The organism is Flavobacterium fluviatile (genome assembly GCF_010645065.1).
GTDB lineage: Bacteria > Bacteroidota > Bacteroidia > Flavobacteriales > Flavobacteriaceae > Flavobacterium > Flavobacterium fluviatile.
Map to the genome: position 1 here is coordinate 124146 of NZ_JAADZW010000008.1, position 20259 is coordinate 144404.

Consider the following 20259-nt stretch of genomic DNA (forward strand, 5'->3'; position numbering starts at 1 on the left):
GTTGTTGGAACGTGAAACTAAAAAAACTTGAAACTTGAAACAAATAAAAATAATGAACATCTTAGATAAAATCATAATAGACAAAAAAAGAGAAGTAATTCTAAAGAAATCAATTATTCCGGTTTCGCAATTAGAAGCTTCAGTATTCTTTCCAAAACATACTATTTCTCTTAGTCAGAAATTAAGAGAAAGCAACTCCGGAATTATCGCAGAACACAAACGCCGTTCACCTTCTAAATCAATCATCAATAACAATTTCACGGTTGAAGAAGTAGTTAAAGGCTACGAAGATGCCGGAGCCTGCGGAATTTCAGTTCTAACTGACGGAAAATATTTTGGAGGTTCACTGGACGATTTACTTCTGGCAAGAGCTTCAGTAAATATTCCGCTTTTGCGAAAAGAATTTATTGTTGACGAATATCAAATTCTGGAAGCAAAATCCCATGGAGCCGATTTGATTCTGTTAATCGCAGCGGTTTTAACGCGTGAAGAAATCAAATCCCTATCTGAATTTGCAAAAAAATTAGGGTTAGAAGTTTTACTTGAAGTGCACAATTTGGAAGAACTGCAAAAATCGATTATGCCGAGTTTAGACATGATCGGGGTGAACAACAGAAACCTGAAAACATTCGAAGTAAGCCTGGATTTCAGCAAACAGCTGGCTTCTCAAATTCCGGATGAATTTGTAAAAGTTTCTGAAAGCGGGATTTCATCCTTAGAAGCAATTCAGGAATTAAAGCCTTACGGTTACAAAGGCTTCTTAATTGGAGAAAACTTCATGAAAACTGATAATGCCGGACAGGCAGCAACAGAATTTATTAATAAACTATAAATTTAAGTTTGCCACTAATTACACAAATTTCCGCGAATTAATTTAGTATAATTCGAGTAATTCGTGGCAAAAAAATTAAAACAAAGCTTTGCGAACTTAGCGTTTTTAAGCACACTCAAAAGCAAAAAACCTTAGCGCACTTTGCGGTAAAACATACAACGAAATGAAACTCAAAATATGCGGCATGAAATATCCTGAAAATATCCTCGAAGTAGGTGCACTCCTGCCCGATTATATGGGATTTATTTTCTGGGAAAAGTCCGCGAGATATTGCAACGAAAATGTACCCGAATTGGTCAAAACCATCAAAAAAACGGGCGTTTTCGTTAATCAGAGTCAGGAAGAAATTCTGGAGAAAGTCGAAAAACACGATTTACAAGCCATTCAGTTACACGGAAATGAATCGGTTGAATTTTGTTCAGAATTAAAAAAACAATTGCCAGAGAAAATCGAAATTATTAAAGTATTTTCGGCTGACGAAAATTTTGATTTTGAAATCATTAACCCTTTTGAAGATGTGTGCGATTACTTCCTGTTTGATACCAAAGGAAAATTACCGGGTGGAAACGGAACTACTTTCGACTGGAATATCTTAAAAAAATACAATTCGAAAAAGCCTTTCTTTTTAAGCGGTGGCATCGGAATGAATGAATTAAAAGCCATTGAAGAGATCTCAAAAACCAAATTACCTATTTATGCAGTCGATGTAAATAGTAAATTTGAGATTGAACCGGGGCTGAAAAATAAAAATCTATTAAGCAATTTTAAAAGCAAATTTGAAATTGTAAACATCTAAAATTTAAAAAAATGAATTTTAACGTTGACGAAAAAGGATATTACGGAGAATTTGGAGGAGCTTACATCCCTGAAATGCTGTATCCAAATGTAGAAGAATTACGCCAAAAGTATTTAAGTATCATGGACGAACCTGATTTTAAGGCAGAGTTCAACCAATTACTAAAAGATTATGTAGGACGACCTAGTCCGTTGTATTTTGCAAAACGTTTGTCTGAAAAATACAATACCAAAGTTTATCTAAAAAGAGAAGATTTAAATCATACAGGGGCACACAAAGTAAATAACACAATCGGACAAATTTTACTTGCGAAACGCTTAGGCAAAAAAAGAATCATTGCCGAAACCGGAGCGGGTCAGCACGGTGTGGCGACAGCAACAGTCTGCGCTTTGATGGGAATAGAATGTATTGTTTATATGGGCGAAATTGACATTGCACGTCAGGCTCCAAACGTAGCCCGTATGAAAATGCTGGGTGCAGAAGTCCGTCCGGCACTTTCAGGTTCCAGAACACTAAAAGACGCTACAAACGAGGCCATCCGTGACTGGATCAACAATCCGGTTGACACCCATTATATCATCGGTTCGGCAATTGGACCTCATCCTTATCCGGATATGGTAACCCGTTTCCAGAGCATCATTTCTGAAGAAATCAAATGGCAGTTAAAAGAAAAAGAAGGCCGTGAAAATCCGGATTATGTAGTGGCTTGTATCGGTGGAGGAAGTAATGCTGCCGGAACCTATTATCACTTCCTGCACGAGCCAGAAGTTGGAATCATCGCTGTTGAAGCTGCCGGAAAAGGTGTTGACAGCGGACATAGTGCTGCAACCAGTAAATTAGGAAAAGTGGGGGTTATTCACGGTTGTAAAACCCTTTTGATGCAAACCGTTGACGGACAAATTACAGAACCGTACTCGATTTCTGCAGGATTGGATTATCCTGGCGTTGGCCCTATGCACGCACATTTGGCACAATCAGGGCGAGGCGAATTTTTCTCGGTTACCGATGATGATGCGATGAATGCCGGTTTACAGCTTACTAAATTGGAAGGAATTATTCCGGCTATAGAAAGCGCTCACGCATTTGCGGTTTTAGATCAAAAGAAATTCAAACCAACAGATGTTGTCGTAATCAGCCTTTCGGGCCGTGGTGATAAAGATTTAGATAATTACATTGATTATTTTAAATTGTAATAAAAATCGTAATTTGGGCGTTCCCTACGGTCGGGCTGTCTGCTATATCTTTTTTATGGCAGAAAAAGCCATAAAAAAGGATGCCGCTCCCATCCCTAACGCTAACAAAATAACGAGAAAAATTAAGATTTATGGAACAGATATTCTCCTACGGAACATTACAGTCAAAAGAAATTCAGATGCAGGTTTTCAATAAGCTGTTAACCGGAACACCGGACCAATTAACAGGTTATAAGCTAAAAGACCTTCAGATAGAAGAAGAATTTGGAATTGAAGACTATTTTGTAGCAACGCCAAGTGATAATCCATCAGATGAAGTTGACGGTATCGTTTACAGTATTTCCAGTGCTGATTTGGCAAAAGCGGATCAATTTGAATCTAATGCGTACAAAAGAGTCCAAATAACACTGAAGTCAGGAACTGTTGCATGGATTTACATTGAAAATTAATCTGGAAAAACAGATTAATTTTAGTCCTGCAAGGTTTTAAAAACCTTGTAGGTTTATATTAATAAAAGACAATACCTACAAGGGTTTAAAAAACCTTGCAGAAGCAAATAAAAATACTAAAATGAACAGAATAACTCAAAAATTACAAGAAGATAAAAAGATCCTTTCTATTTATTTTTCTGCAGGATATCCTAACTTAAACGATACCGTTCAGATTATTCAGGATTTAGAAAAAAACGGTGTTGATTTAATCGAAATTGGTTTGCCTTTCAGTGATCCTCTGGCAGACGGACCAACGATTCAGGGAAGTTCCACTCAGGCACTTCACAACGGAATGACTACAGAGATTTTATTTAATCAACTGGGCAACATCCGCGAAAGCGTATCAATTCCGTTGATTATTATGGGCTATTTCAACCCGATGTTGCAATACGGTGTAGAAGCTTTTTGCCAGAAATGTGCAGAAATTGGTATAGACGGTTTAATTATTCCGGATCTTCCGGTTGATGTTTATGCCGAAAAATACAAAGCCATTTTCGAAAAATACGGTTTGATCAATGTGTTTTTAATTACACCACAAACCTCAGACGAACGTATCCGTTTTATCGACAGTGTTTCTAACGGATTTATTTATATGGTAAGTTCAGCAAGTGTTACAGGTTCTCAGGCTGGTTTTGGAAATACTCAGGAAACGTATTTCGAAAGAATTGCAAACTTAAATCTGAAAAACCCTCAAATCGTTGGCTTCGGAATTTCAAACAAAGAAACTTTCAGCCAGGCTACCAAATATGCAAAAGGAGCGATTATTGGAAGTGCTTTTATTAAACATTTAAGCGAAAGCGGAAGCGGGAAAATTGAAGAATTTATTGGAGGAATTCGATAAATAGATTTAAATGAAAGTTGCAAAATATTCAGCAGCAATAATTCTTCTTATTTCAATAATTTCATGTCAAAAAATCCAAACCGAAAAACTTATCGGAAGTTGGAAGATGAAGGATTTAGTAAATACGACTGGAAAACTATAGAAGACAAAACGACTTTTACAAAAGATAGTTTATTGATTTTTGAATTAATATCGAATGGAAAAATTATTGATAAAGAAGTTGCTAATTATAGTTTAAAAAACAATACAATTACTGTAAAATTTAAGAATCAAAATCCATACGATTTTAAGGTCTTAAAACTGAATAATTCAGAAATGGAATTATTAAATATAAAAGAAAAAAGAGCTTTTAGGTATGTAAAATAGATATTAGAAATCTAATTTGTCATTTCGACGAAGGAGAAATCTTCGTTGCAAAATCGACAAAGATTGGATTTCACTTTACGGAGCTACTTGTGGAGATTTCTCCTTCGTCGAAATGACAAGATTGCGAAAAGAGCCTGAAAATAGAGTTTTCAGGCTTTTTTATTTTAACTAATTAAAGCACTATTAACATAAATTATCGAAACCGTTTTATGTTAATATTAAGTTAAAACAAAATCAAACAAGTGTTTAAATTAAACAAGTGTTTAATTTTGCATTCGATTACAAAACAAATTCCATGTCGAACATCCAATTAAACGATAAAAAAATTCAGATTCTGGAAGTGGCTGAAAAGCTATTTTCTGAAAAAGGATTTGAAGGCACCTCAATTCGGGATATCTCCAAGATCGCAAAAATTAATGTGGCAATGATTTCGTATTATTTTGGCTCAAAAGACCGTCTTCTGGAAGCACTGATTATTTACAAAACTTCTGATTTAAAATTAAAACTTGAAAATTTACTACAAGAAAATATCGATCCCCTCGAGAAAATCAATAAATTAATTGAAATTTACATTACCCGAATTAATTGTAACAAAGGAATTTTCAGGGTGTTACATTTTGAACTCAATTCAAAAGAGAGAGAGAAAAGCATGACCGCCTTTACAGAGCTAAAAAAGGGAAATTTAAAATCTGTTGAAAGTATTATTTCCCAGGGTCAGGCAAAAGGCGTTTTTCGAAAAGACGTTATCATTCCGCTTATCACCCCTACAATAATCGGAACTTTTTTTCATTTTCATATGAACAAACCTTTCTTCGTTGAATTACTGAATTTAAATACCGAAGAATTATATGATAATTACATCACAACAACTCTTAAAAAGCACATTCAACAAACTATAAAAGCACTACTTGTTTATGAAAATTAGTCAATTAATGCTCTTTGGAGTTTTCTTTATCGGAATATCTTCAACAGAAGCACAACAAAAAACAAGTTTAACCTTGGATGAAGCCGTGAAAATGGCTTGGGAAAAAAGTAACGAAGTTACGCTTGCCAACACTAAGGTAAACACAAAAAAATACGAATTGCAGTCGGTTAAGAATAACCAATATCCGGACCTGAAAGTTTCCGGGCAATACCAGCGTTTAGGAAAAGCTTCGATCGACCTTCATAATCATCAGGCAAGCTCTGAGTCAATGGCTTCTCCAGACCGCGCTTTGTTAGGAATGGCAAATCTTAGTCTGCCAATTTTCTCCGGATTTAAAATTCAAAGCAGTATTGATACTTACGAAAGTTTATACGAAGCAGAAACTGCAAATGCAGCTAAAACGAAAGAAGATGTTGCACTTCGTGTAATTAACTATTATACTGCATTATACAAAGCACAAAAAACATTAGATCTCTTAAACGAAAACCAGAAACAGGCGAAACAGCGTGTAACAGATTTTACAGAATTAGAAAAAAACGGAATCATTCCGAGAAATGATTTATTGAAAGCGCAATTATTAGTTTCAAAAACGCAATTATCTATTGATGAAGCGAATAACAACATCAATAACATCAATTTCTATTTAACGACATTGCTTAAATTAGACCCCTCGGTAAAACTTGAGGTCAATGAGGAGGATTTCTTTAATTTAAAAACAAGCAATGCCCCAACATCTGACGCATTGGCTTTAGAAAACAGAAAAGACTTAGAAGCAATTCGTATGCAGTCAAAGGCAAGTGAGGCAAACATTAGAGTTGCAAAAGCGGGTTATTATCCTTCTTTAGCCTTATTGGGAGGTTACACAGCTTTTGATCTTAAAGATTTCATTACTGTAAAATATGCCATGAATTTTGGCGTTGGCCTGTCTTATGATTTATCGGGAATTCTAAAAAACAACTCTCACGTAAAAGAAGCTGAAAGCAAGGCACTTGAAGTAAAAAATTCTGAAGCACTTTTGACTGATCGCATCAAAGTTGAAGTTCAAAAATCTATTGAAGATTATGACTTAGCCATCAACCAAAGTGTGGTTTATGATGAAGCTTTACAGCAGGCAACTGAAAACTACCGGCTAGTAAAAGATAAATTTGATAATGGTTTATCCGACACTAATGATTTGGTAGAGGCAGATGTTGAAAATCTTAGTGCTAAAATCAATACTGCTTTATCAAAAGCAACTATTATTCAAAAATATTACGAACTGCTTTCAGTATCAGGACAATTATCTCAATCATTCAATCTTTCTAAAATATAATCGCTCGCTCTCATGGAAAAGAAAAAGACAAATAAAAAATTCATCATCATACTAACTGTTTTGATTCTGGTAGGGGGAACTTACGGAATTTCAAAATACTTACATTCACAGGCTCATGAAGAAACAGATGATGCACAGATAGAGAAAAAAATGAATCCGATTATTCCGCGAGTATCAGGATACATTAGTAAAGTGTATGTAAAAGATAATGATTTTGTAAAAAAAGGAGATACTTTATTTACAATTGACAAAAGAGATTATCAGTTGAAAATTGATGAAGCACAAGCCGCTTTGTTAGGAGCTGAAGGTCAGTACGAAGCTGCAAAAGCGGATATTGGAAGTGCATACGCAAGCATCAGTGTTTCTGATGCAAATATGAAATCTGCCAGCGGTTCTATCGAAAGTGCAAAAATCAGACTCAGACAATTGACAAACGATTACAACCGTTACAATAATTTATATAAAACTCATACTATTACGAAACAACAATACGAGCAGGCATTAACAGCAAAAGAAGAAGCCGAAAATCAGGTTCGCGTTTTAGAGCAGCAGCAAAAAGCAAGTTCTTACCAAAAATCGGTTATCCAGTCAAAATCTAAAGTTTCTGACAAACAAACAGAAGTTGCTGCTGCCAATATCAAAAAAGCACAAACCATGCTTGAGGTAGCTAAACTGAACCTTACTTACACCGTGGTAACTGCTGCAATTGACGGTCAGGTTTCTAAAGTTGATATTCAGCCGGGACAACTGGTTCAGCCTGGTCAGTCCTTATTTTATATTATCAATAACAACGAAGCCTGGGTTGTTGCAAACTTCAAAGAAACGCAATTGAATAAAATGGTTGTGGGTCAGAAAGTAAGCTTAAAAGTTGATGCTTATCCAAACTATGAATTTAAAGGTACTATAACTTCTTTCTCTCCTGCTACAGGATCCCGCTTTTCTTTATTACCACCTGACAATGCAACAGGAAACTTCGTAAAAACGATTCAGAGATTACCGGTAAAAATTAGTTTAGATCCTTCAAACGATCCGGAAAAAGTAAAATTATTGAGACCGGGAATGAATGTTGATGTAGATGTACATTTGAAATAAAATAAATGGCAGCAGCAGTACAAGCAGACGACGATTTAGTAGAATATGGCTACAGACGTGTCATCATTACGATTACGGCAGTACTTTGTGCATTGCTGGAAATCGTAGATACCACGATTGTAAACGTAGCATTAACGCACATGCGGGGAAGCCTTGGTGCTACCTTAACCGATGTGGCGTGGGTAATTACAGCATACGCAATTGCGAATGTGATTGTAATTCCGATGACGAGCTGGCTTTCACAGCAATTTGGCAGGCGTAATTATTTTGTGGCCTCCATTATAATATTTACTGTTTGTTCTTTTTTATGCGGAAATGCCACCAATATATGGGAACTTGTTGCTTTCCGTTTCGTACAGGGTATGGGTGGAGGCGCTTTGCTGGTAACGGCACAAACCATTATTACCGAAAGTTATCCGGTTGCAAAACGCGGAATGGCACAGGCTATTTACGGAATGGGCGTAATTGTTGGACCAACCCTGGGACCGCCTTTGGGAGGATATTTAGTAGATACTTATTCCTGGCCTTATATTTTTTATATTAATATTCCTCTGGGAATTATTGCTACCATTTTGGCGATTAGTTTTGTGAGAAGTCCAAAATACGGCGAAAAATTAAAAGCCAATCAGGTGGACTGGTGGGGAATTATATTACTAACCGCATTTATCGGATCGTTACAATTCGTATTAGAGCACGGTCAGCAGGACGACTGGTTTAACGACTCTCTAATTATTACTTTGAGCGTTGTTTCAGTTCTCGGCTTAATATTATTCATCTGGAGAGAGCTGACATACGAACATCCAATTGTAAACTTAAGTGTTTTAAAAGATGGAAATTTAAGAATCGGAACCGTAATGTGTTTTATTCTTGGTTTTGGTTTGTACGGATCGACATTAATTATTCCGATTTATACTCAGTCAATTCTAGGATGGACAGCGATGGATGCCGGATTATTATTGATTCCGGGATCGATTACAACAGCGATTATGATGCCCTTTGTTGGTAATATGATTCAGAAAGGAGTCCCTCAGGGGTATATGGTTGGAGTTGGATTTTTAATTTTCTTTTTCTTTACGCTCTTAATGCATAACCGAATGACGCCTGATACGGGAGCAGAACATTTATTCTGGCCGTTGATTTTAAGGGGAATCGGATTAGGATTGCTTTTCGTTCCAATTACCACGCTTTCGCTTTCGACCTTAAAAGGCAAACAAATAGGTGAAGGAGCAGCTTTTACCGGAATGATGCGTCAGTTGGGAGGTTCATTTGGAATTGCCATCATTACAACGTTCATAACAAGATTAAGTCAGGAACACAGGGTTAATTTGCTTACAAACTTAGATCCGGCAAAATATGATGTTCAACAACGCCTTACAGGGATGCAGCACGCATTTATGGCAAAAGGATTTACAGCAGACGAAGCCTTAAAAAAAGCCTATCAGGCTATAGATCTTTCAGTAATGAAGCAAAGTACTGTAATGTCTTATATGGATATTTTTCTTTATTTAGGAGTTATGTTTTTATGTTGCATACCGATTATTCTCTTTATCAAAAAAGGGAAGAACAAAATTAATGCAGCCGACGCAATGCATTAATGCTAATAATAATAATTTTATAATACAGAAACGCCGAATTCTTAATTGAATTCGGCGTTGTTTTTTACTTGCATTTATTATGCTAAAAAAACAGGGATTGAAATCCATGCCTACAATATATTCCAAGTCTCCGACTCTTTTTTAACCGTTCTCGCACTACAAGCAGTTAAACCTAATCCTGGAATTAGCCAAATCATTAAATATAAAATCATATTTAAACCAAATTGCTTGTACCTTGGTTAGGTGTAGTGCATTCTTGTTCACTGTTAATATACTACACTTTCAGCAATGTCTTTGTATGAGTTGAGGTCTTTTTGAACGCTCTCCACCTTTGCAGTTAAGGAAGCAATTGCAATTTTTCCTAACGGAAGTCGCAATGGTGGCGTGTCAAGTCTTGTAATACCAATAATTGCTTGTGATGCTTTTATGGGGTCTCCTTCTTGTTTGCCGTCGATAGCTTTAATTTTCTCTCTGAAAATTCCTGCTGTCGTATTGTAATCAGCAATAGTGTATTTTGTAAGTTTGAAACTGCTACCTGCAAAGCTGGTTCGGAAAGGTCCCGGTTCTACAATTGTTAACTTAATTCCTAACGGAGCAACTTCTTCTGCCAATGCTTCACTAAAACCTTCTAATGCAAACTTGCTTGCGTTGTAAATACCAAAACCTGCAAAGGCCTTAAAGCCACCGTGAGAAGAAATTTGAATAATGTGTCCGCTTTTTTGTTGTCTGAAAATTGGCAAAAAAGATTGAGTTAAATTCAAAGTCCCAAAAAAGTTGGCTTCAAAAATAGCTTTTGTTTCTTCGGCGCTTATTTCTTCAATAGCACCCGCAAGTCCGTAACCTGCATTGTTTACAAGGACATCAATTTGTCCAAATTTGTCGGTAACAAGTTTTACTGCTCTTCTAATTTCGTTGGGTTTGCTAATATCTAAAGTCAAGGCAAATGCTTTGTCTTTGTATTTGATATTATAAGTGTCTGTTTGCGATTGATTGCGAAATGTGCCAATGACAAAATCCCCTTGTTCAATAACGGTTTGAGCAAGTGCTTTGCCAAAACCGCTTGAAATTCCTGTAATAAACCAAATTTTCATTAAAATGTCTTTTTAATTAAAGTTCTGGAGCCAAAGGAAAATCAATCTCAAAACGGGTCAGGTTGTGGAGGTAATTGCTTATTATTTTATCGCCTATTACCACTACCACGTCAATCATATTTGCTTCGTCATATCCTGCTGTAAAAAATGCTGCTTTGCTTTCTTCGGTTGCTCTGCCACGGTTTTCAACTGTCGATGCTGTGAATTTTGCCAATGCGTCTAACTTGCTGTCAAATGATGCCGAACCTTTGCGGATTTCTATGATTTGCTCGTCTGTAAATCCATTCATTTTGCCTAATGCTGTATGTGCAGACTGGCAATAGTGGCAGCCGTTAATTTGACTGGTTACTAAGTTAATTACTTCCCTTTCTTTTGTTTTCAAAGTGCTTTTGCGATTTTGCAAAGTCAGATAGTCGCCTAATGCAGTTTCATTTTTTGCATAGTAGGCATAAAGATTTGGAATAAAACCCAAACCTTTTTGCAGGTTATCAAAAATACCTTGATTGTTTGCAGATACTTCTGCTCTTGTTGGAACTGAAAAAGTTCTTTTTTCCAATGTTGACATTTTACTTTATTTTAAATTGTTGTTTGTCATTATTGACGATGCAAAAATGATGCAGCATACAACTATTAAAAATGAAGTAGTTTAAGAAATTCGGTTGATGTAGTTCAACTTTTTTTTGTAACCCTTTTGTTTCGTATTCGGGACAGGAATTCGGTTGTCATTCCTAAAAAGGAAGCCAAAGCATATTGAGGAACTCTCTGAACGATTTGCGGATATTTTGAAACATAATTTTCGTATCGTTCTTCCGCGGTATGGATAAGATTTGATATTATTCTACGTTGCTGAAAAGCAAGCCCGCGTTCTGCAATTATCCTAAAAAAGGTTTCAAACTTGTGATTTTGTCTTTTAAGTTCTTGTTCTGTTTCGTAGTCAATTTGCAAAATGACACTGTCTTCGAGTGCTACTACAAACATTGTCGCTGGCTGTTGAAAAATGTAACTGTTGTAGTCTGTAATCCACCAATCGTCTATAGCAAAATTAATGGTGTGATCTTGTCCTCCGTCTCCCACAACAAAAGCTCTAAATGCACCTTTGTAAACATAGTTTCTGTGTTTTGTTGTAAAGTTTGGCTGAACAATGAATTGTCGCTTTTTGATTTTTACTTCTTTAAAGCAATGACCAATCTGCTGTCTTTCATCGTCAGTCAGTTTTACAAACTTTTCCACATATTCAATTATTTTTTCTGTCATTTATTAGTCTGATGATGCCTTGAATGGTCTCTGGCAGTATTACGCCTAACCGTCGGGCTCCTTGCGCCCCTTGTGCTCTTTGCGACTTACGAGAACAAGTGTTTTCCACTAAACGAAAATACGAATAAAAACGGTAATTCCACTAAATTCACAAATGGAGCAAGGTGTATATTTGCAGTAGTGTTTTTTCTATAATATGTCCGTTTAGGAATAGAATATTGAATGTCAGGAATTTTTCTGAATTCCATTTTTCGCCAAAATTCTTCAGATTCTTTTCGTTGGCAGAAAAGCTTTAAAACGGAGAAATTATTTTACTTCAAATTTAATTTCCCTTATTCATTATTTCGTTTTTTGAGCAACATTACTGCCAACTTTTCACTATATAACTTTGTCATTTTAACCTCAAAAAAACTACCTTGTAAAAACCAGATGATTTCCTTTTGAAAGATTAGCATCAAACTGATACCCATCATAATTAAAACCTTTCAGATCCTCAATTGTTTCTGCATTAGTATCAATAATGTAGCGAACCATCATACCTCTCGCCTTTTTCGCAAAAAAACTGATTATTTTTAGTTTTCCATCTTTATAATCTTTAAAATCAGGAGTAATTACGGGGACTTTCAATGCTTTTTCATCAACTGCAGAGAAATATTCATTACTTGCTAAATTCACGAAAAGTTCATCTTTTTTTAATTCTTTATTTAAAGCTTTTGTTACTGTTGGTTTCCAAAATTCATGCAGGTTTTTAGATTCACCAACCGGCATTTTAGTTCCCATTTCCAGACGATATGCCTGCATTAGATCAAGAGGTTTCAAAAGACCGTAAAGCCCTGATAAGATTCTTAATTTATCCTGCAGCGCATCTAATTTATTTAACGGAATTGTATAAGCATCTAATCCGGCATAAACATCACCATCAAAAGTATAAACCGCCGGACGTGCATTTTCTGGTGTAAAAGGTGTTTTCCAATCCTGGTTACGTTTCCAGTTTAAATCGGCAAGTTTGTCTGAGATCGACATTAACTCTGATAATTCAGCTGGCTTTTTTTGCTTAACCACTTTATGAACCACTCTGGCTTCTTTCAAAAATGAAGGTTCGGTATATTGAGATGTTGGTAATTCTTTTTCGAAATTCAATGATTTCGCAGGAGATATAACAATTTTCATTTGTTTGTTTTTGTATGATTCAAAAATACAAATTGAAATTCTAAAAAATAATCGTTTGCAATTGATTTGTTCTATCGCTGTATTTTTTTTCTGCCACGAATTGCTCTAATTTCCACGAATAATCTATTTTTTACAGCCACAGATTACAGGATTAAAATGATTAAAAAATCTGTGAAAATCTTTTTTTTAATATGTGGAGAAAAAAATCTATTCAAAAAATAAATTCGTGGAAATTAGTGCAATTCGTGGCAACCATTCCCATTTTAATAAAATTCAATACCACAAAATGTGAAATTGTTCAAAAAAGTGGTCTCTAGATTATAAAAGGCATTTTCTATGTTGTAAATTTGCACCGAAAAACTCAAGACAACAATCATCATCAAATTATTGGATGATTATCAGATAAAATGATTCATAAATAAAATCACCGCAGATTCGCAAATTATTTTAAAATTTATGGAAGACTACTTACAAAAAGATGAAAGTTATTCTATTGTCGGGATTCTTTATGAAGTTCATAAAAATCTGGGAAAAGGTTTTTCTGAAATTGTTTATAAAAATGCTTGCCCATTTTAACCTGAAATCATTAGAATATAAACGAATAGTAAAATCAAAAAATTAATTTGCGAATTTGCGGTTGAAAAATGAATTATACAAAAGCTTTAAATAATAAAATTTTCGATATCATTTCGAAAGCTTCTCAGGAATTAAAAGTTGACTCATATGTAATCGGCGGATTTGTTCGTGATTTGCTTTTAAACCGGGGTTCAAAAAAAGACATTGATGTAGTGGCTGTTGGAAGCGGGATTGAATTAGCTCTTAAGGTTTCTGATTTGCTTCCGAACAAACCAAAAGTTCAGGTATTTAAAACGTACGGGACAGCAATGCTTCGTTTTGGAGATACTGATATTGAATTTGTAGGAGCGCGAAAGGAATCTTATACCCGTGACAGCAGAAATCCGATTGTCGAAAACGGGACTTTGCAGGACGATCAAAACCGTCGTGATTTTACGATCAATGCACTGGCTTTGTCACTCAATGAAAATGATTTTGGAGAGCTGCTAGATCCGTTTGATGGCTTAGCCGATTTAGAAAGCAAAATAATCAAAACACCATTGGATCCGGATATTACGTATTCTGATGATCCTTTGAGAATGCTTCGCGCGATTCGTTTCGCAACTCAACTGAATTTTGAAATTGAGGAAAATTCACTGAATGCGATTACAAAAAATGCAGATCGTATCAAAATTATTTCTGGCGAAAGAATCGTTGATGAATTAAACAAAATTCTTTCTACAGACAAACCTTCAACCGGATTTTTACTTTTATATAAAACCGGACTTTTAGACTTAATTTTGCCTGAATTAACAGCATTAAATCAGGTGGAAGAAATTGAAGGTCATACACATAAAAACAATTTCTATCACACGTTAGAAGTTGTGGATAATATTTGTCCAAATACGGATGATGTCTGGTTAAGATGGGCTGCATTATTACATGATATTGGAAAAGCGCCAACAAAACGTTTCAATAAAAAACAAGGCTGGACTTTTCACGGACATGAATTTCTGGGCGGAAAAATGGCTAAGAAAATCTTCGAGCGTTTGCACATGCCATTGAATCACAAAATGAAATTCGTTCAGAAAATGGTCATAATGAGTTCGCGTCCGATTGTTCTGGCACAGGATGTTGTGACTGACAGCGCTGTTCGTCGTTTGGTTTTTGATGCCGGTGAAGATGTTGAAAATTTGATGACTTTGTGCGAAGCCGATATCACAACCAAAAATCCGGCAAAATTTAAAAAGTATCACAAAAACTTTGAAATTGTACGCAAGAAAATTGTAGAAGTAGAAGAACGCGATCAGGTACGCAATTTTCAGCCGCCAATTACAGGTGAAGAAATTATGGAAATGTTTGATTTAAAACCTTCACGTGAAATTGGCGTTTTGAAAGAAGCGGTAAAAGAAGCCATTTTAGAAGGCGTTATTCCAAATGAATATCAGGCTGCTTATGATTTTGTGATTAAAAGAGCTGAAAAATTAGGCTTAAAGAGAGTTGAGAAATAAGTATTTTTAATAGAATGAAAAAAGAGAATAAATCAGTAATCATCTGGTTACTATCGGGCTGTGTTTTATTATTTTTAATGGTGGTCGTGGGCGGTATCACGCGTTTAACCAACTCAGGTTTATCTATGACCGACTGGCATTTGGTAACAGACACTTTTCCTCCTTTAACGGAAGCAAAATGGCAGGCTGCTTTTGACGAATACAAAAAATTCCCTGAATACCAAAAAATCAACGTTCACAATGATTTTCAATTAGCTGATTATAAATTCATTTATTTCTGGGAGTGGTTTCACCGTTTTATTGGGCGTATTATTGGACTGGTTTTCCTGGTGCCTTTCGTTTACTTTTTAATCAAAAAGAAATTAGACACTCCAACAATAAAAAAATGTATTGTTCTTTTGGCAATGGGTGGTTTTCAGGGATTCCTGGGCTGGTTTATGGTAAGAAGCGGATTAATAGACAATCCGGATGTAAGCCACTTCAGACTTTCACTACACCTGACTTTTGCTTTTATTACATTCGCTTACACACTTTGGGTTGCGCTTGATTTGATTTATCCGGAAAGAAACATCAATAAAATTCTTCCGCTTCGCACTATCGCCAGATATGCATTAGTTGCTTTATTAATCCAGATCATTTATGGTGGATTTGTAGCCGGACTGAACGCCGGATTGATTCACAATCACTGGCCGTTGATGAGCGACGGAGAATTTATTCATGAATCGGTTTTCATTGAGCAGTCTTCTTTAGTAAAAAATTTAATAGAAGGTAAAAGCGGAGTTCAGTTTGTACACAGAACTTTTGCGTATGTAGTTGTGGCTATTATTCTTTTTCTGTATTTCAAAAGCAAAAAATATTCTCTTACCAATACACAGTCAAAAGGAATTAACATTTTAGTGATTTTTGTTTTTATCCAGTTTGCCCTTGGTGTCTTCACTTTATTGTACAGTGTGCCTTTGGCTTTAGGGTTAATACACCAGATTATGGCGTTTTTCCTTTTGAGTGCGATGACGTTTACATTGCATAGATTAAGCAAATAAAAAACCATTTTTATAAACAGAAAAGAGCCGAATATTTGGCTCTTTTTTATTTGGTGCGTTTTATATAATTAAGACCGGGTTAAAATCAGGTCTTATAATATGTATCGAGCCGATGGCTCTATTCTGAACGGAATTTTTTTGGTCGGATTGAAATCCGACCCTACAATATCGGCCGGGCCGATGGCTCTTGTTTATCTGCAAAGTTCTTCAAACAAAAAAATTCCGCAGGAATGAAATATATTGTAGCGACTGATTTTAATCCGTTGAATTTATAAAAATTTGCATTTTTTAGAGTTCTCTAGGAACAACATATTTTACATCATACATCATACAACCTTAAAAAATCTATCCCAACCAGCCTTTGAAATCCTGAACCTTTTCACGGCTTACAATTACCTCATCATCTTTGTAAGTAGGCAAAATCACTTTTAAACGGGAATTGGTATATACCTGAATTTCCTTAATCGCTTTTAATGGAACAATAAATTTTCTGCTTACGCGAAAGAAATCTTTCATATCTAATTCCTGTTCTAAAATTTCTAAAGTCGAATCGATTAAATAATTTCGATTGTCGAAAGTATGAATATAAGTTCCTTTGTTTTCACTAAAAAAACACTCAATTTCATCAGTAGTAATAACTTTCAGATGCTGGCCTATTTTAACCGTAAAACGCTTTTTGTAACTCTTTTCAAAAGGATTGGAAAGCATTTGTCGTATTTGCTCAAAATCACGCTGAAGATTTTGATTATCAGCATTTGATTTTGGAAGACGTGTTTTAAATTTGGAAACTGCCACTTCTAATTCATCTTCATCAATTGGTTTTAAAAGATAATCAATACTGTTTAGCTTAAATGCTTTTAGAGCATATTCATCATAAGCAGTTGTAAAAATAATGGCGCTATTAATGTGGATTTTTTCAAAAATTTCAAACGATAAACCATCAGACAGCTGTATATCCAGAAAAATTAAATCCGGATGTTGGTTATTGCCAAACCAATCGATGGATTCTTCAACAGAATGCAGCATTGTTTCTACGGTAATTTCCAGTTTTTCAAGCTTTCGCTGTAGTAATCTTGCTGCCGGTTTTTCGTCTTCTATAATTAAGGTGGTCATTTATTATCTTTGAAAAATTAAAGTCTGTTTTTTTTGGTTATGGTCTGGTAAAATTATTCCCATTTATTGGTGTTCTGAGATTCTTTGTTCATATACTTCTGGATTTTTTTCTGTTCCCAAGCCGATCCAAAGAGGAAATCAGTTCCGAAAACAGTAAATGCATGAATCAATAAACCAATTCCCCAAAAGAATGATGTCGAATACGTATGCCAGTCAAACAATCCGCTTTCATCAAATCTGTTTCCAATAAAATCTCTGTTTATATTTGAAATAATGATGACTGCATTTACTATTAAATATACTTTTAAGTGTGAATAAAAGTCTTTGATTCTTTTTACTTTTTTGTATGCTATTTCAAAACTTTCATCATTTTCAAACTGTTGCCTGTACTCTTCGTAAAAGCGTTTTCTACAACTTCCCATCCTTGTTCTGTTTAAAGGTTATTGCCATTTATTTCGGTTCTCTTTTTCTTTATCCATAAGTTCTTTGATTTTTCGCTCTTCCCAGCCTTTTCCCAATACCGGAAATACCTCAAATACTTTTAGACCATGAAAAACAACTCCAACTCCCCACCATATCAAAGGCCAGTAAAACCATAAATGATTTGGCGTTGTGTATAAATTAATAAATATCAAAAAAATATTGACTGCTATATAGGAAACTAAATTACCATAAAATCCTTTTATATTCTCGACTTTCTTTTTTGCCTGATTGTACTTGTCTTCTTCGCTATAATTTGCATCCATGATTACTCCCATTTTTGTTTGTTTTTTTCTTTTTCCAAAATCTCATCAATCTTTCTTTTTTCCCATTTCTTACTAAAAAAAGGAAAACGGTCAAAGGTTTTCAATCCATGCAAAACAACCGCCACTCCCCAGCCTAACAAAGAATACCAGAAATATAAATATCCCGGAGAAAACAAAAGGTTTCCAGCTATTATAATTGGATTACAAAGCAGATATACAGTCAAATGTTCGTAAAATTTCCTGATGTTTTTCACTTTTTCCTGAGCCTGATAGTAACGTTCAGCTTCAGCATAGTTCGTTTCCATAATTATTTCCAGGTTTGTTTATTATTTTCTTTTTCCAGTATCTCTCTGATTTTTCGTTCTTCCCAGTCTGAGCTGTAACCAAAAACTTTAAAAGCATGCATTACTACTCCAAATCCCCAGCCCAAAGCCGAAAACCAAAACCATTGAAATCCGGGAGAATACCTCAAATTTATAAAGATTAAAAACGGAATCACACAGCAATATGAAATTACATTTGAGTAAAATCCCTTTAATTCTTCTACTCTTTTTTTTGCTCTGAAATAAGCTTTGCTTTCATCGCTATAGTCTGCATTTGTTTCCATAACTGCTATTTGTTTCGTTAAAATAGGAATCTTAACCGTGAATGTTTTTTCATTTTGTTCAATCAATACTTTTCTGTTGGTTACAATTCCGTATCGGTTTACGATATTTTGCAGACCAACTCCCTGTCTGTCCTGTAAAACTTCTTTCTTCTGAAAATCATTTTGAATTGCTAAACAATCCCCATCAATAAAAATTCGTATATGCAATGGTTTCTGTTCACTTACTACATTATGTTTTACTGTATTTTCGAGTAAAAGCTGTAATGACAGCGGTACCACTTTTGCCTCAGGATTGATATTTTCTGTTGGCAATTCATAAAACAAACTGTTCTCGAAACGCATTTTCAGCAGGTTCATATATGTTTTTGCAAACGACAATTCATCTTCTACAGAAACCAGTTCTTTATCTTTCTGTTCTAAAACATATCTGTAAATTTTAGATAATGAAGTGGTGAATCGCTGAGCATTGTCCGGATTTTCTTCAATCAAAGAACTTAGTACATTAAGGCTGTTAAAAAGAAAATGCGGATCGATCTGATTTTTTAAACTTTCGAATTTTGCATTTGCGGTTCCTGCGATGATCTTTTGCTGAGTGATTTCAAATTTTGATGCCTGTTTCCATTTTACCATAAAACTTCTTGCCTGCATGAAAGTAGAAACTCCTAAAGACAAGATGATATAAAACAAATGAACCCAGATCATTCTTTCACTAAAAAAATTATCAATAGGCGAATCTTGTATTATCACAAAAACAACATAGTTAACTGCTAAAACAGCTGGAACAGTATATAAAACAGTAACTAAAATCCCAAAATATACCCTTAGATTTGTTTGCTCCAGCCAGTCCCATTTTCTATCTAAAAAAATATTGATAAAACCGTTTCCGAAACCCAATCCGAAAGAATAAAGACAGCTTAACAAGAACGTAATTAAGACATTTCTCAGAGTTAAATCTGCACCTAAAAAGGCTGAAAAAATAACTGTAAAGACCATAGAAATCCGGAAACATACAATTGTTCCATTTCTCAAATCAGAAAATGTATTTCCATTATCTTTCATTATAATCAGCTTAAATTATTTTTTTATTTTTTGCAGTTTTTTTGTGCTTCCAAAGCTCTGTCTAATCCCCATTTTGGAGAAAAAGGTGTTTCTGGTTTAAAAGTAGCAAAAAGTTCAATAGCTGTATCAACCTGCACACAAAGCGGTTTTGTATCAACTCCTGTCCATTTTGCCCCGCCTAACTGGTAATCAGCCTCTCCAAAAACAGCTCTCGGGTTATTTGGATCAATGGCTTTTGCTTTGGCGTAAGCTTCCATCACTTTTGCCGAATATTTCATACCGTTTGTCATGGGGTCTGCAACAACGTATCCTGTATAAATCAAAGCCTGCAGGACATATAATTCTGCATTTGCCTGATCTTTTATCAATTCTATATCTAATGCATCCTGAGCTTTTGTCAACAACAAATCGATTTTTGTTTTATCTTTTTCCATAAAAACTGATGTTGTATTGATTAAGGCTACGTAATAATTTGGCAGATAGCTGTTTTTTTCAGCGGCAGCAATTCTTTCAAACATTGCAGAAGCTTCTGCATTTTTTCCCTCTTTCCAAAGTCCGAAAGCTTTCTCCATTCCTTTTTCAAACTGTGTCTGAGCTGAACATAATACTACTGTAAAGAATACGATTGTTGTGATTATTTTTTTCATTTTATATGTTATTTAATTTTCTG

23 protein-coding genes are annotated in these 20259 nt (G+C 35.0%); 13 read left to right on the forward strand and 10 right to left on the reverse strand.

The features are described 5' to 3' along the window. Window positions 1-52 precede the first annotated feature (52 nt). From trpC to GXM17_RS10825, 10 genes are all read left to right on the forward strand, one after another. On the forward strand, window positions 53-832 hold the full coding sequence (gene trpC / locus GXM17_RS10780; RefSeq protein WP_163399343.1) for an indole-3-glycerol phosphate synthase TrpC: 780 nt from the start codon (window positions 53-55) through the stop codon (window positions 830-832). Window positions 833-995: 163 nt separating this feature from the next. Next, window positions 996-1628: a phosphoribosylanthranilate isomerase gene (locus GXM17_RS10785; RefSeq protein WP_163399344.1), complete on the forward strand. Its 633-nt coding sequence runs from the start codon at window positions 996-998 to the stop codon at window positions 1626-1628. An 11-nt stretch (window positions 1629-1639) separates the two neighbouring features. Then, the gene (gene trpB, locus GXM17_RS10790; RefSeq protein ID WP_163399345.1) at window positions 1640-2821 is read left to right on the forward strand and encodes a tryptophan synthase subunit beta; all 1182 of its coding nucleotides are present in this window, start codon (window positions 1640-1642) and stop codon (window positions 2819-2821) included. A 131-nt stretch (window positions 2822-2952) separates the two neighbouring features. Beyond that, window positions 2953-3270, forward strand: coding sequence for a gamma-glutamylcyclotransferase family protein (locus tag GXM17_RS10795; RefSeq protein ID WP_163399346.1), 318 nt, complete (start codon window positions 2953-2955; stop codon window positions 3268-3270). Between the two features lie 121 nt (window positions 3271-3391). After that, window positions 3392-4153 carry a tryptophan synthase subunit alpha gene (gene trpA, locus GXM17_RS10800; protein ID WP_163399347.1) on the forward strand — a complete coding sequence of 254 codons (762 nt, stop codon included), beginning with the start codon at window positions 3392-3394 and terminating at the stop codon, window positions 4151-4153. A 63-nt stretch (window positions 4154-4216) separates the two neighbouring features. Further along, on the forward strand, window positions 4217-4519 hold the full coding sequence (locus GXM17_RS10805; protein ID WP_163399348.1) for a lipocalin family protein: 303 nt from the start codon (window positions 4217-4219) through the stop codon (window positions 4517-4519). Window positions 4520-4814: 295 nt separating this feature from the next. Then, window positions 4815-5444 carry a TetR/AcrR family transcriptional regulator gene (locus GXM17_RS10810; protein ID WP_163399349.1) on the forward strand — a complete coding sequence of 210 codons (630 nt, stop codon included), beginning with the start codon at window positions 4815-4817 and terminating at the stop codon, window positions 5442-5444. After that, a complete protein-coding gene (locus tag GXM17_RS10815; protein WP_163399350.1) occupies window positions 5434-6756 on the forward strand; it encodes a TolC family protein in 1323 nt (440 codons plus the stop codon). Before GXM17_RS10810 ends, GXM17_RS10815 begins: the two co-directional genes overlap by 11 nt. A gap of 12 nt (window positions 6757-6768) precedes the next feature. Then, window positions 6769-7848 (forward strand): HlyD family secretion protein, encoded by a 1080-nt coding sequence (locus tag GXM17_RS10820; protein WP_163399351.1) that lies wholly within the window; start codon window positions 6769-6771, stop codon window positions 7846-7848. Between the two features lie 5 nt (window positions 7849-7853). Continuing rightward, the gene (locus tag GXM17_RS10825) at window positions 7854-9443 is read left to right on the forward strand and encodes a DHA2 family efflux MFS transporter permease subunit (protein ID WP_163399352.1); all 1590 of its coding nucleotides are present in this window, start codon (window positions 7854-7856) and stop codon (window positions 9441-9443) included. 266 nt (window positions 9444-9709) lie between these two features. Here the strand turns inward: GXM17_RS10825 and GXM17_RS10830 are convergent, their stop codons facing one another. The 4 genes from GXM17_RS10830 to yaaA all read right to left on the reverse strand — a co-directional run bounded on the left by GXM17_RS10830 (window position 9710) and on the right by yaaA (window position 12958). After that, the gene (locus tag GXM17_RS10830; RefSeq protein WP_244307378.1) at window positions 9710-10534 is read right to left on the reverse strand and encodes an oxidoreductase; all 825 of its coding nucleotides are present in this window, start codon (window positions 10532-10534) and stop codon (window positions 9710-9712) included. Between the two features lie 16 nt (window positions 10535-10550). Next, on the reverse strand, window positions 10551-11099 hold the full coding sequence (locus GXM17_RS10835) for a carboxymuconolactone decarboxylase family protein (protein ID WP_163399353.1): 549 nt from the start codon (window positions 11097-11099) through the stop codon (window positions 10551-10553). Window positions 11100-11203: 104 nt separating this feature from the next. Continuing rightward, window positions 11204-11788 carry a Crp/Fnr family transcriptional regulator gene (locus GXM17_RS10840; protein ID WP_163399354.1) on the reverse strand — a complete coding sequence of 195 codons (585 nt, stop codon included), beginning with the start codon at window positions 11786-11788 and terminating at the stop codon, window positions 11204-11206. Between the two features lie 411 nt (window positions 11789-12199). Then, the gene (yaaA, locus tag GXM17_RS10845) at window positions 12200-12958 is read right to left on the reverse strand and encodes a peroxide stress protein YaaA (RefSeq protein WP_163399355.1); all 759 of its coding nucleotides are present in this window, start codon (window positions 12956-12958) and stop codon (window positions 12200-12202) included. A gap of 456 nt (window positions 12959-13414) precedes the next feature. On the opposite strand from yaaA, the gene GXM17_RS10850 reads away from it, so the two are divergent. The 3 genes from GXM17_RS10850 to GXM17_RS10860 all read left to right on the forward strand — a co-directional run bounded on the left by GXM17_RS10850 (window position 13415) and on the right by GXM17_RS10860 (window position 16064). Next, on the forward strand, window positions 13415-13534 hold the full coding sequence (locus GXM17_RS10850; protein ID WP_163399356.1) for a GxxExxY protein: 120 nt from the start codon (window positions 13415-13417) through the stop codon (window positions 13532-13534). Between the two features lie 68 nt (window positions 13535-13602). Then, the gene (locus GXM17_RS10855; RefSeq protein ID WP_163399357.1) at window positions 13603-15024 is read left to right on the forward strand and encodes a CCA tRNA nucleotidyltransferase; all 1422 of its coding nucleotides are present in this window, start codon (window positions 13603-13605) and stop codon (window positions 15022-15024) included. 14 nt (window positions 15025-15038) lie between these two features. Continuing rightward, window positions 15039-16064, forward strand: a complete 1026-nt coding sequence (locus GXM17_RS10860; protein ID WP_163399358.1) for a COX15/CtaA family protein — start codon at window positions 15039-15041, stop codon at window positions 16062-16064. A gap of 345 nt (window positions 16065-16409) precedes the next feature. Here GXM17_RS10860 and GXM17_RS10865 read toward each other — a convergent pair whose 3' ends face one another. From GXM17_RS10865 to GXM17_RS10890, 6 genes are read right to left on the reverse strand one after another with little or no spacing between them, the layout of a single operon-like run. Further along, complete coding sequence (locus GXM17_RS10865; RefSeq protein ID WP_163399359.1) at window positions 16410-17177, reverse strand: LytR/AlgR family response regulator transcription factor; 768 nt, start codon at window positions 17175-17177, stop codon at window positions 16410-16412. Window positions 17178-17230: 53 nt separating this feature from the next. Then, window positions 17231-17599 (reverse strand): 2TM domain-containing protein, encoded by a 369-nt coding sequence (locus GXM17_RS10870; protein ID WP_163399360.1) that lies wholly within the window; start codon window positions 17597-17599, stop codon window positions 17231-17233. Window positions 17600-17617: 18 nt separating this feature from the next. Next, window positions 17618-17935, reverse strand: coding sequence for a 2TM domain-containing protein (locus tag GXM17_RS10875; protein ID WP_163399361.1), 318 nt, complete (start codon window positions 17933-17935; stop codon window positions 17618-17620). Continuing rightward, entirely contained in the window at window positions 17926-18228 is a 303-nt protein-coding gene (locus tag GXM17_RS10880; RefSeq protein ID WP_163399362.1) for a 2TM domain-containing protein, read from the reverse strand. Before GXM17_RS10880 ends, GXM17_RS10875 begins: the two co-directional genes overlap by 10 nt. Before the next feature lie 2 nt (window positions 18229-18230). After that, window positions 18231-19589 (reverse strand): 2TM domain-containing protein, encoded by a 1359-nt coding sequence (locus tag GXM17_RS10885; protein WP_163399363.1) that lies wholly within the window; start codon window positions 19587-19589, stop codon window positions 18231-18233. Between the two features lie 23 nt (window positions 19590-19612). Then, window positions 19613-20236, reverse strand: a complete 624-nt coding sequence (locus tag GXM17_RS10890; RefSeq protein WP_163399364.1) for a hypothetical protein — start codon at window positions 20234-20236, stop codon at window positions 19613-19615. Window positions 20237-20259 lie beyond the last annotated feature (23 nt).

Coding starts and splice junctions, on each gene's coding strand:
- trpC (WP_163399343.1), top strand. CDS start 53: ATGAACATCTTAGATAAAATCATAATAGACAAAAAAAGAGAAGTAATT.
- GXM17_RS10785 (WP_163399344.1), top strand. CDS start 996: ATGAAACTCAAAATATGCGGCATGAAATATCCTGAAAATATCCTCGAA.
- trpB (WP_163399345.1), top strand. CDS start 1,640: ATGAATTTTAACGTTGACGAAAAAGGATATTACGGAGAATTTGGAGGA.
- GXM17_RS10795 (WP_163399346.1), top strand. CDS start 2,953: ATGGAACAGATATTCTCCTACGGAACATTACAGTCAAAAGAAATTCAG.
- trpA (WP_163399347.1), top strand. CDS start 3,392: ATGAACAGAATAACTCAAAAATTACAAGAAGATAAAAAGATCCTTTCT.
- GXM17_RS10805 (WP_163399348.1), top strand. CDS start 4,217: ATGTCAAAAAATCCAAACCGAAAAACTTATCGGAAGTTGGAAGATGAA.
- GXM17_RS10810 (WP_163399349.1), top strand. CDS start 4,815: ATGTCGAACATCCAATTAAACGATAAAAAAATTCAGATTCTGGAAGTG.
- GXM17_RS10815 (WP_163399350.1), top strand. CDS start 5,434: ATGAAAATTAGTCAATTAATGCTCTTTGGAGTTTTCTTTATCGGAATA.
- GXM17_RS10820 (WP_163399351.1), top strand. CDS start 6,769: ATGGAAAAGAAAAAGACAAATAAAAAATTCATCATCATACTAACTGTT.
- GXM17_RS10825 (WP_163399352.1), top strand. CDS start 7,854: ATGGCAGCAGCAGTACAAGCAGACGACGATTTAGTAGAATATGGCTAC.
- GXM17_RS10830 (WP_244307378.1), bottom strand. CDS start 10,534: ATGAAAATTTGGTTTATTACAGGAATTTCAAGCGGTTTTGGCAAAGCA.
- GXM17_RS10835 (WP_163399353.1), bottom strand. CDS start 11,099: ATGTCAACATTGGAAAAAAGAACTTTTTCAGTTCCAACAAGAGCAGAA.
- GXM17_RS10840 (WP_163399354.1), bottom strand. CDS start 11,788: ATGACAGAAAAAATAATTGAATATGTGGAAAAGTTTGTAAAACTGACT.
- yaaA (WP_163399355.1), bottom strand. CDS start 12,958: ATGAAAATTGTTATATCTCCTGCGAAATCATTGAATTTCGAAAAAGAA.
- GXM17_RS10850 (WP_163399356.1), top strand. CDS start 13,415: ATGGAAGACTACTTACAAAAAGATGAAAGTTATTCTATTGTCGGGATT.
- GXM17_RS10855 (WP_163399357.1), top strand. CDS start 13,603: ATGAATTATACAAAAGCTTTAAATAATAAAATTTTCGATATCATTTCG.
- GXM17_RS10860 (WP_163399358.1), top strand. CDS start 15,039: ATGAAAAAAGAGAATAAATCAGTAATCATCTGGTTACTATCGGGCTGT.
- GXM17_RS10865 (WP_163399359.1), bottom strand. CDS start 17,177: ATGACCACCTTAATTATAGAAGACGAAAAACCGGCAGCAAGATTACTA.
- GXM17_RS10870 (WP_163399360.1), bottom strand. CDS start 17,599: ATGGGAAGTTGTAGAAAACGCTTTTACGAAGAGTACAGGCAACAGTTT.
- GXM17_RS10875 (WP_163399361.1), bottom strand. CDS start 17,935: ATGGGAGTAATCATGGATGCAAATTATAGCGAAGAAGACAAGTACAAT.
- GXM17_RS10880 (WP_163399362.1), bottom strand. CDS start 18,228: ATGGAAACGAACTATGCTGAAGCTGAACGTTACTATCAGGCTCAGGAA.
- GXM17_RS10885 (WP_163399363.1), bottom strand. CDS start 19,589: ATGAAAGATAATGGAAATACATTTTCTGATTTGAGAAATGGAACAATT.
- GXM17_RS10890 (WP_163399364.1), bottom strand. CDS start 20,236: ATGAAAAAAATAATCACAACAATCGTATTCTTTACAGTAGTATTATGT.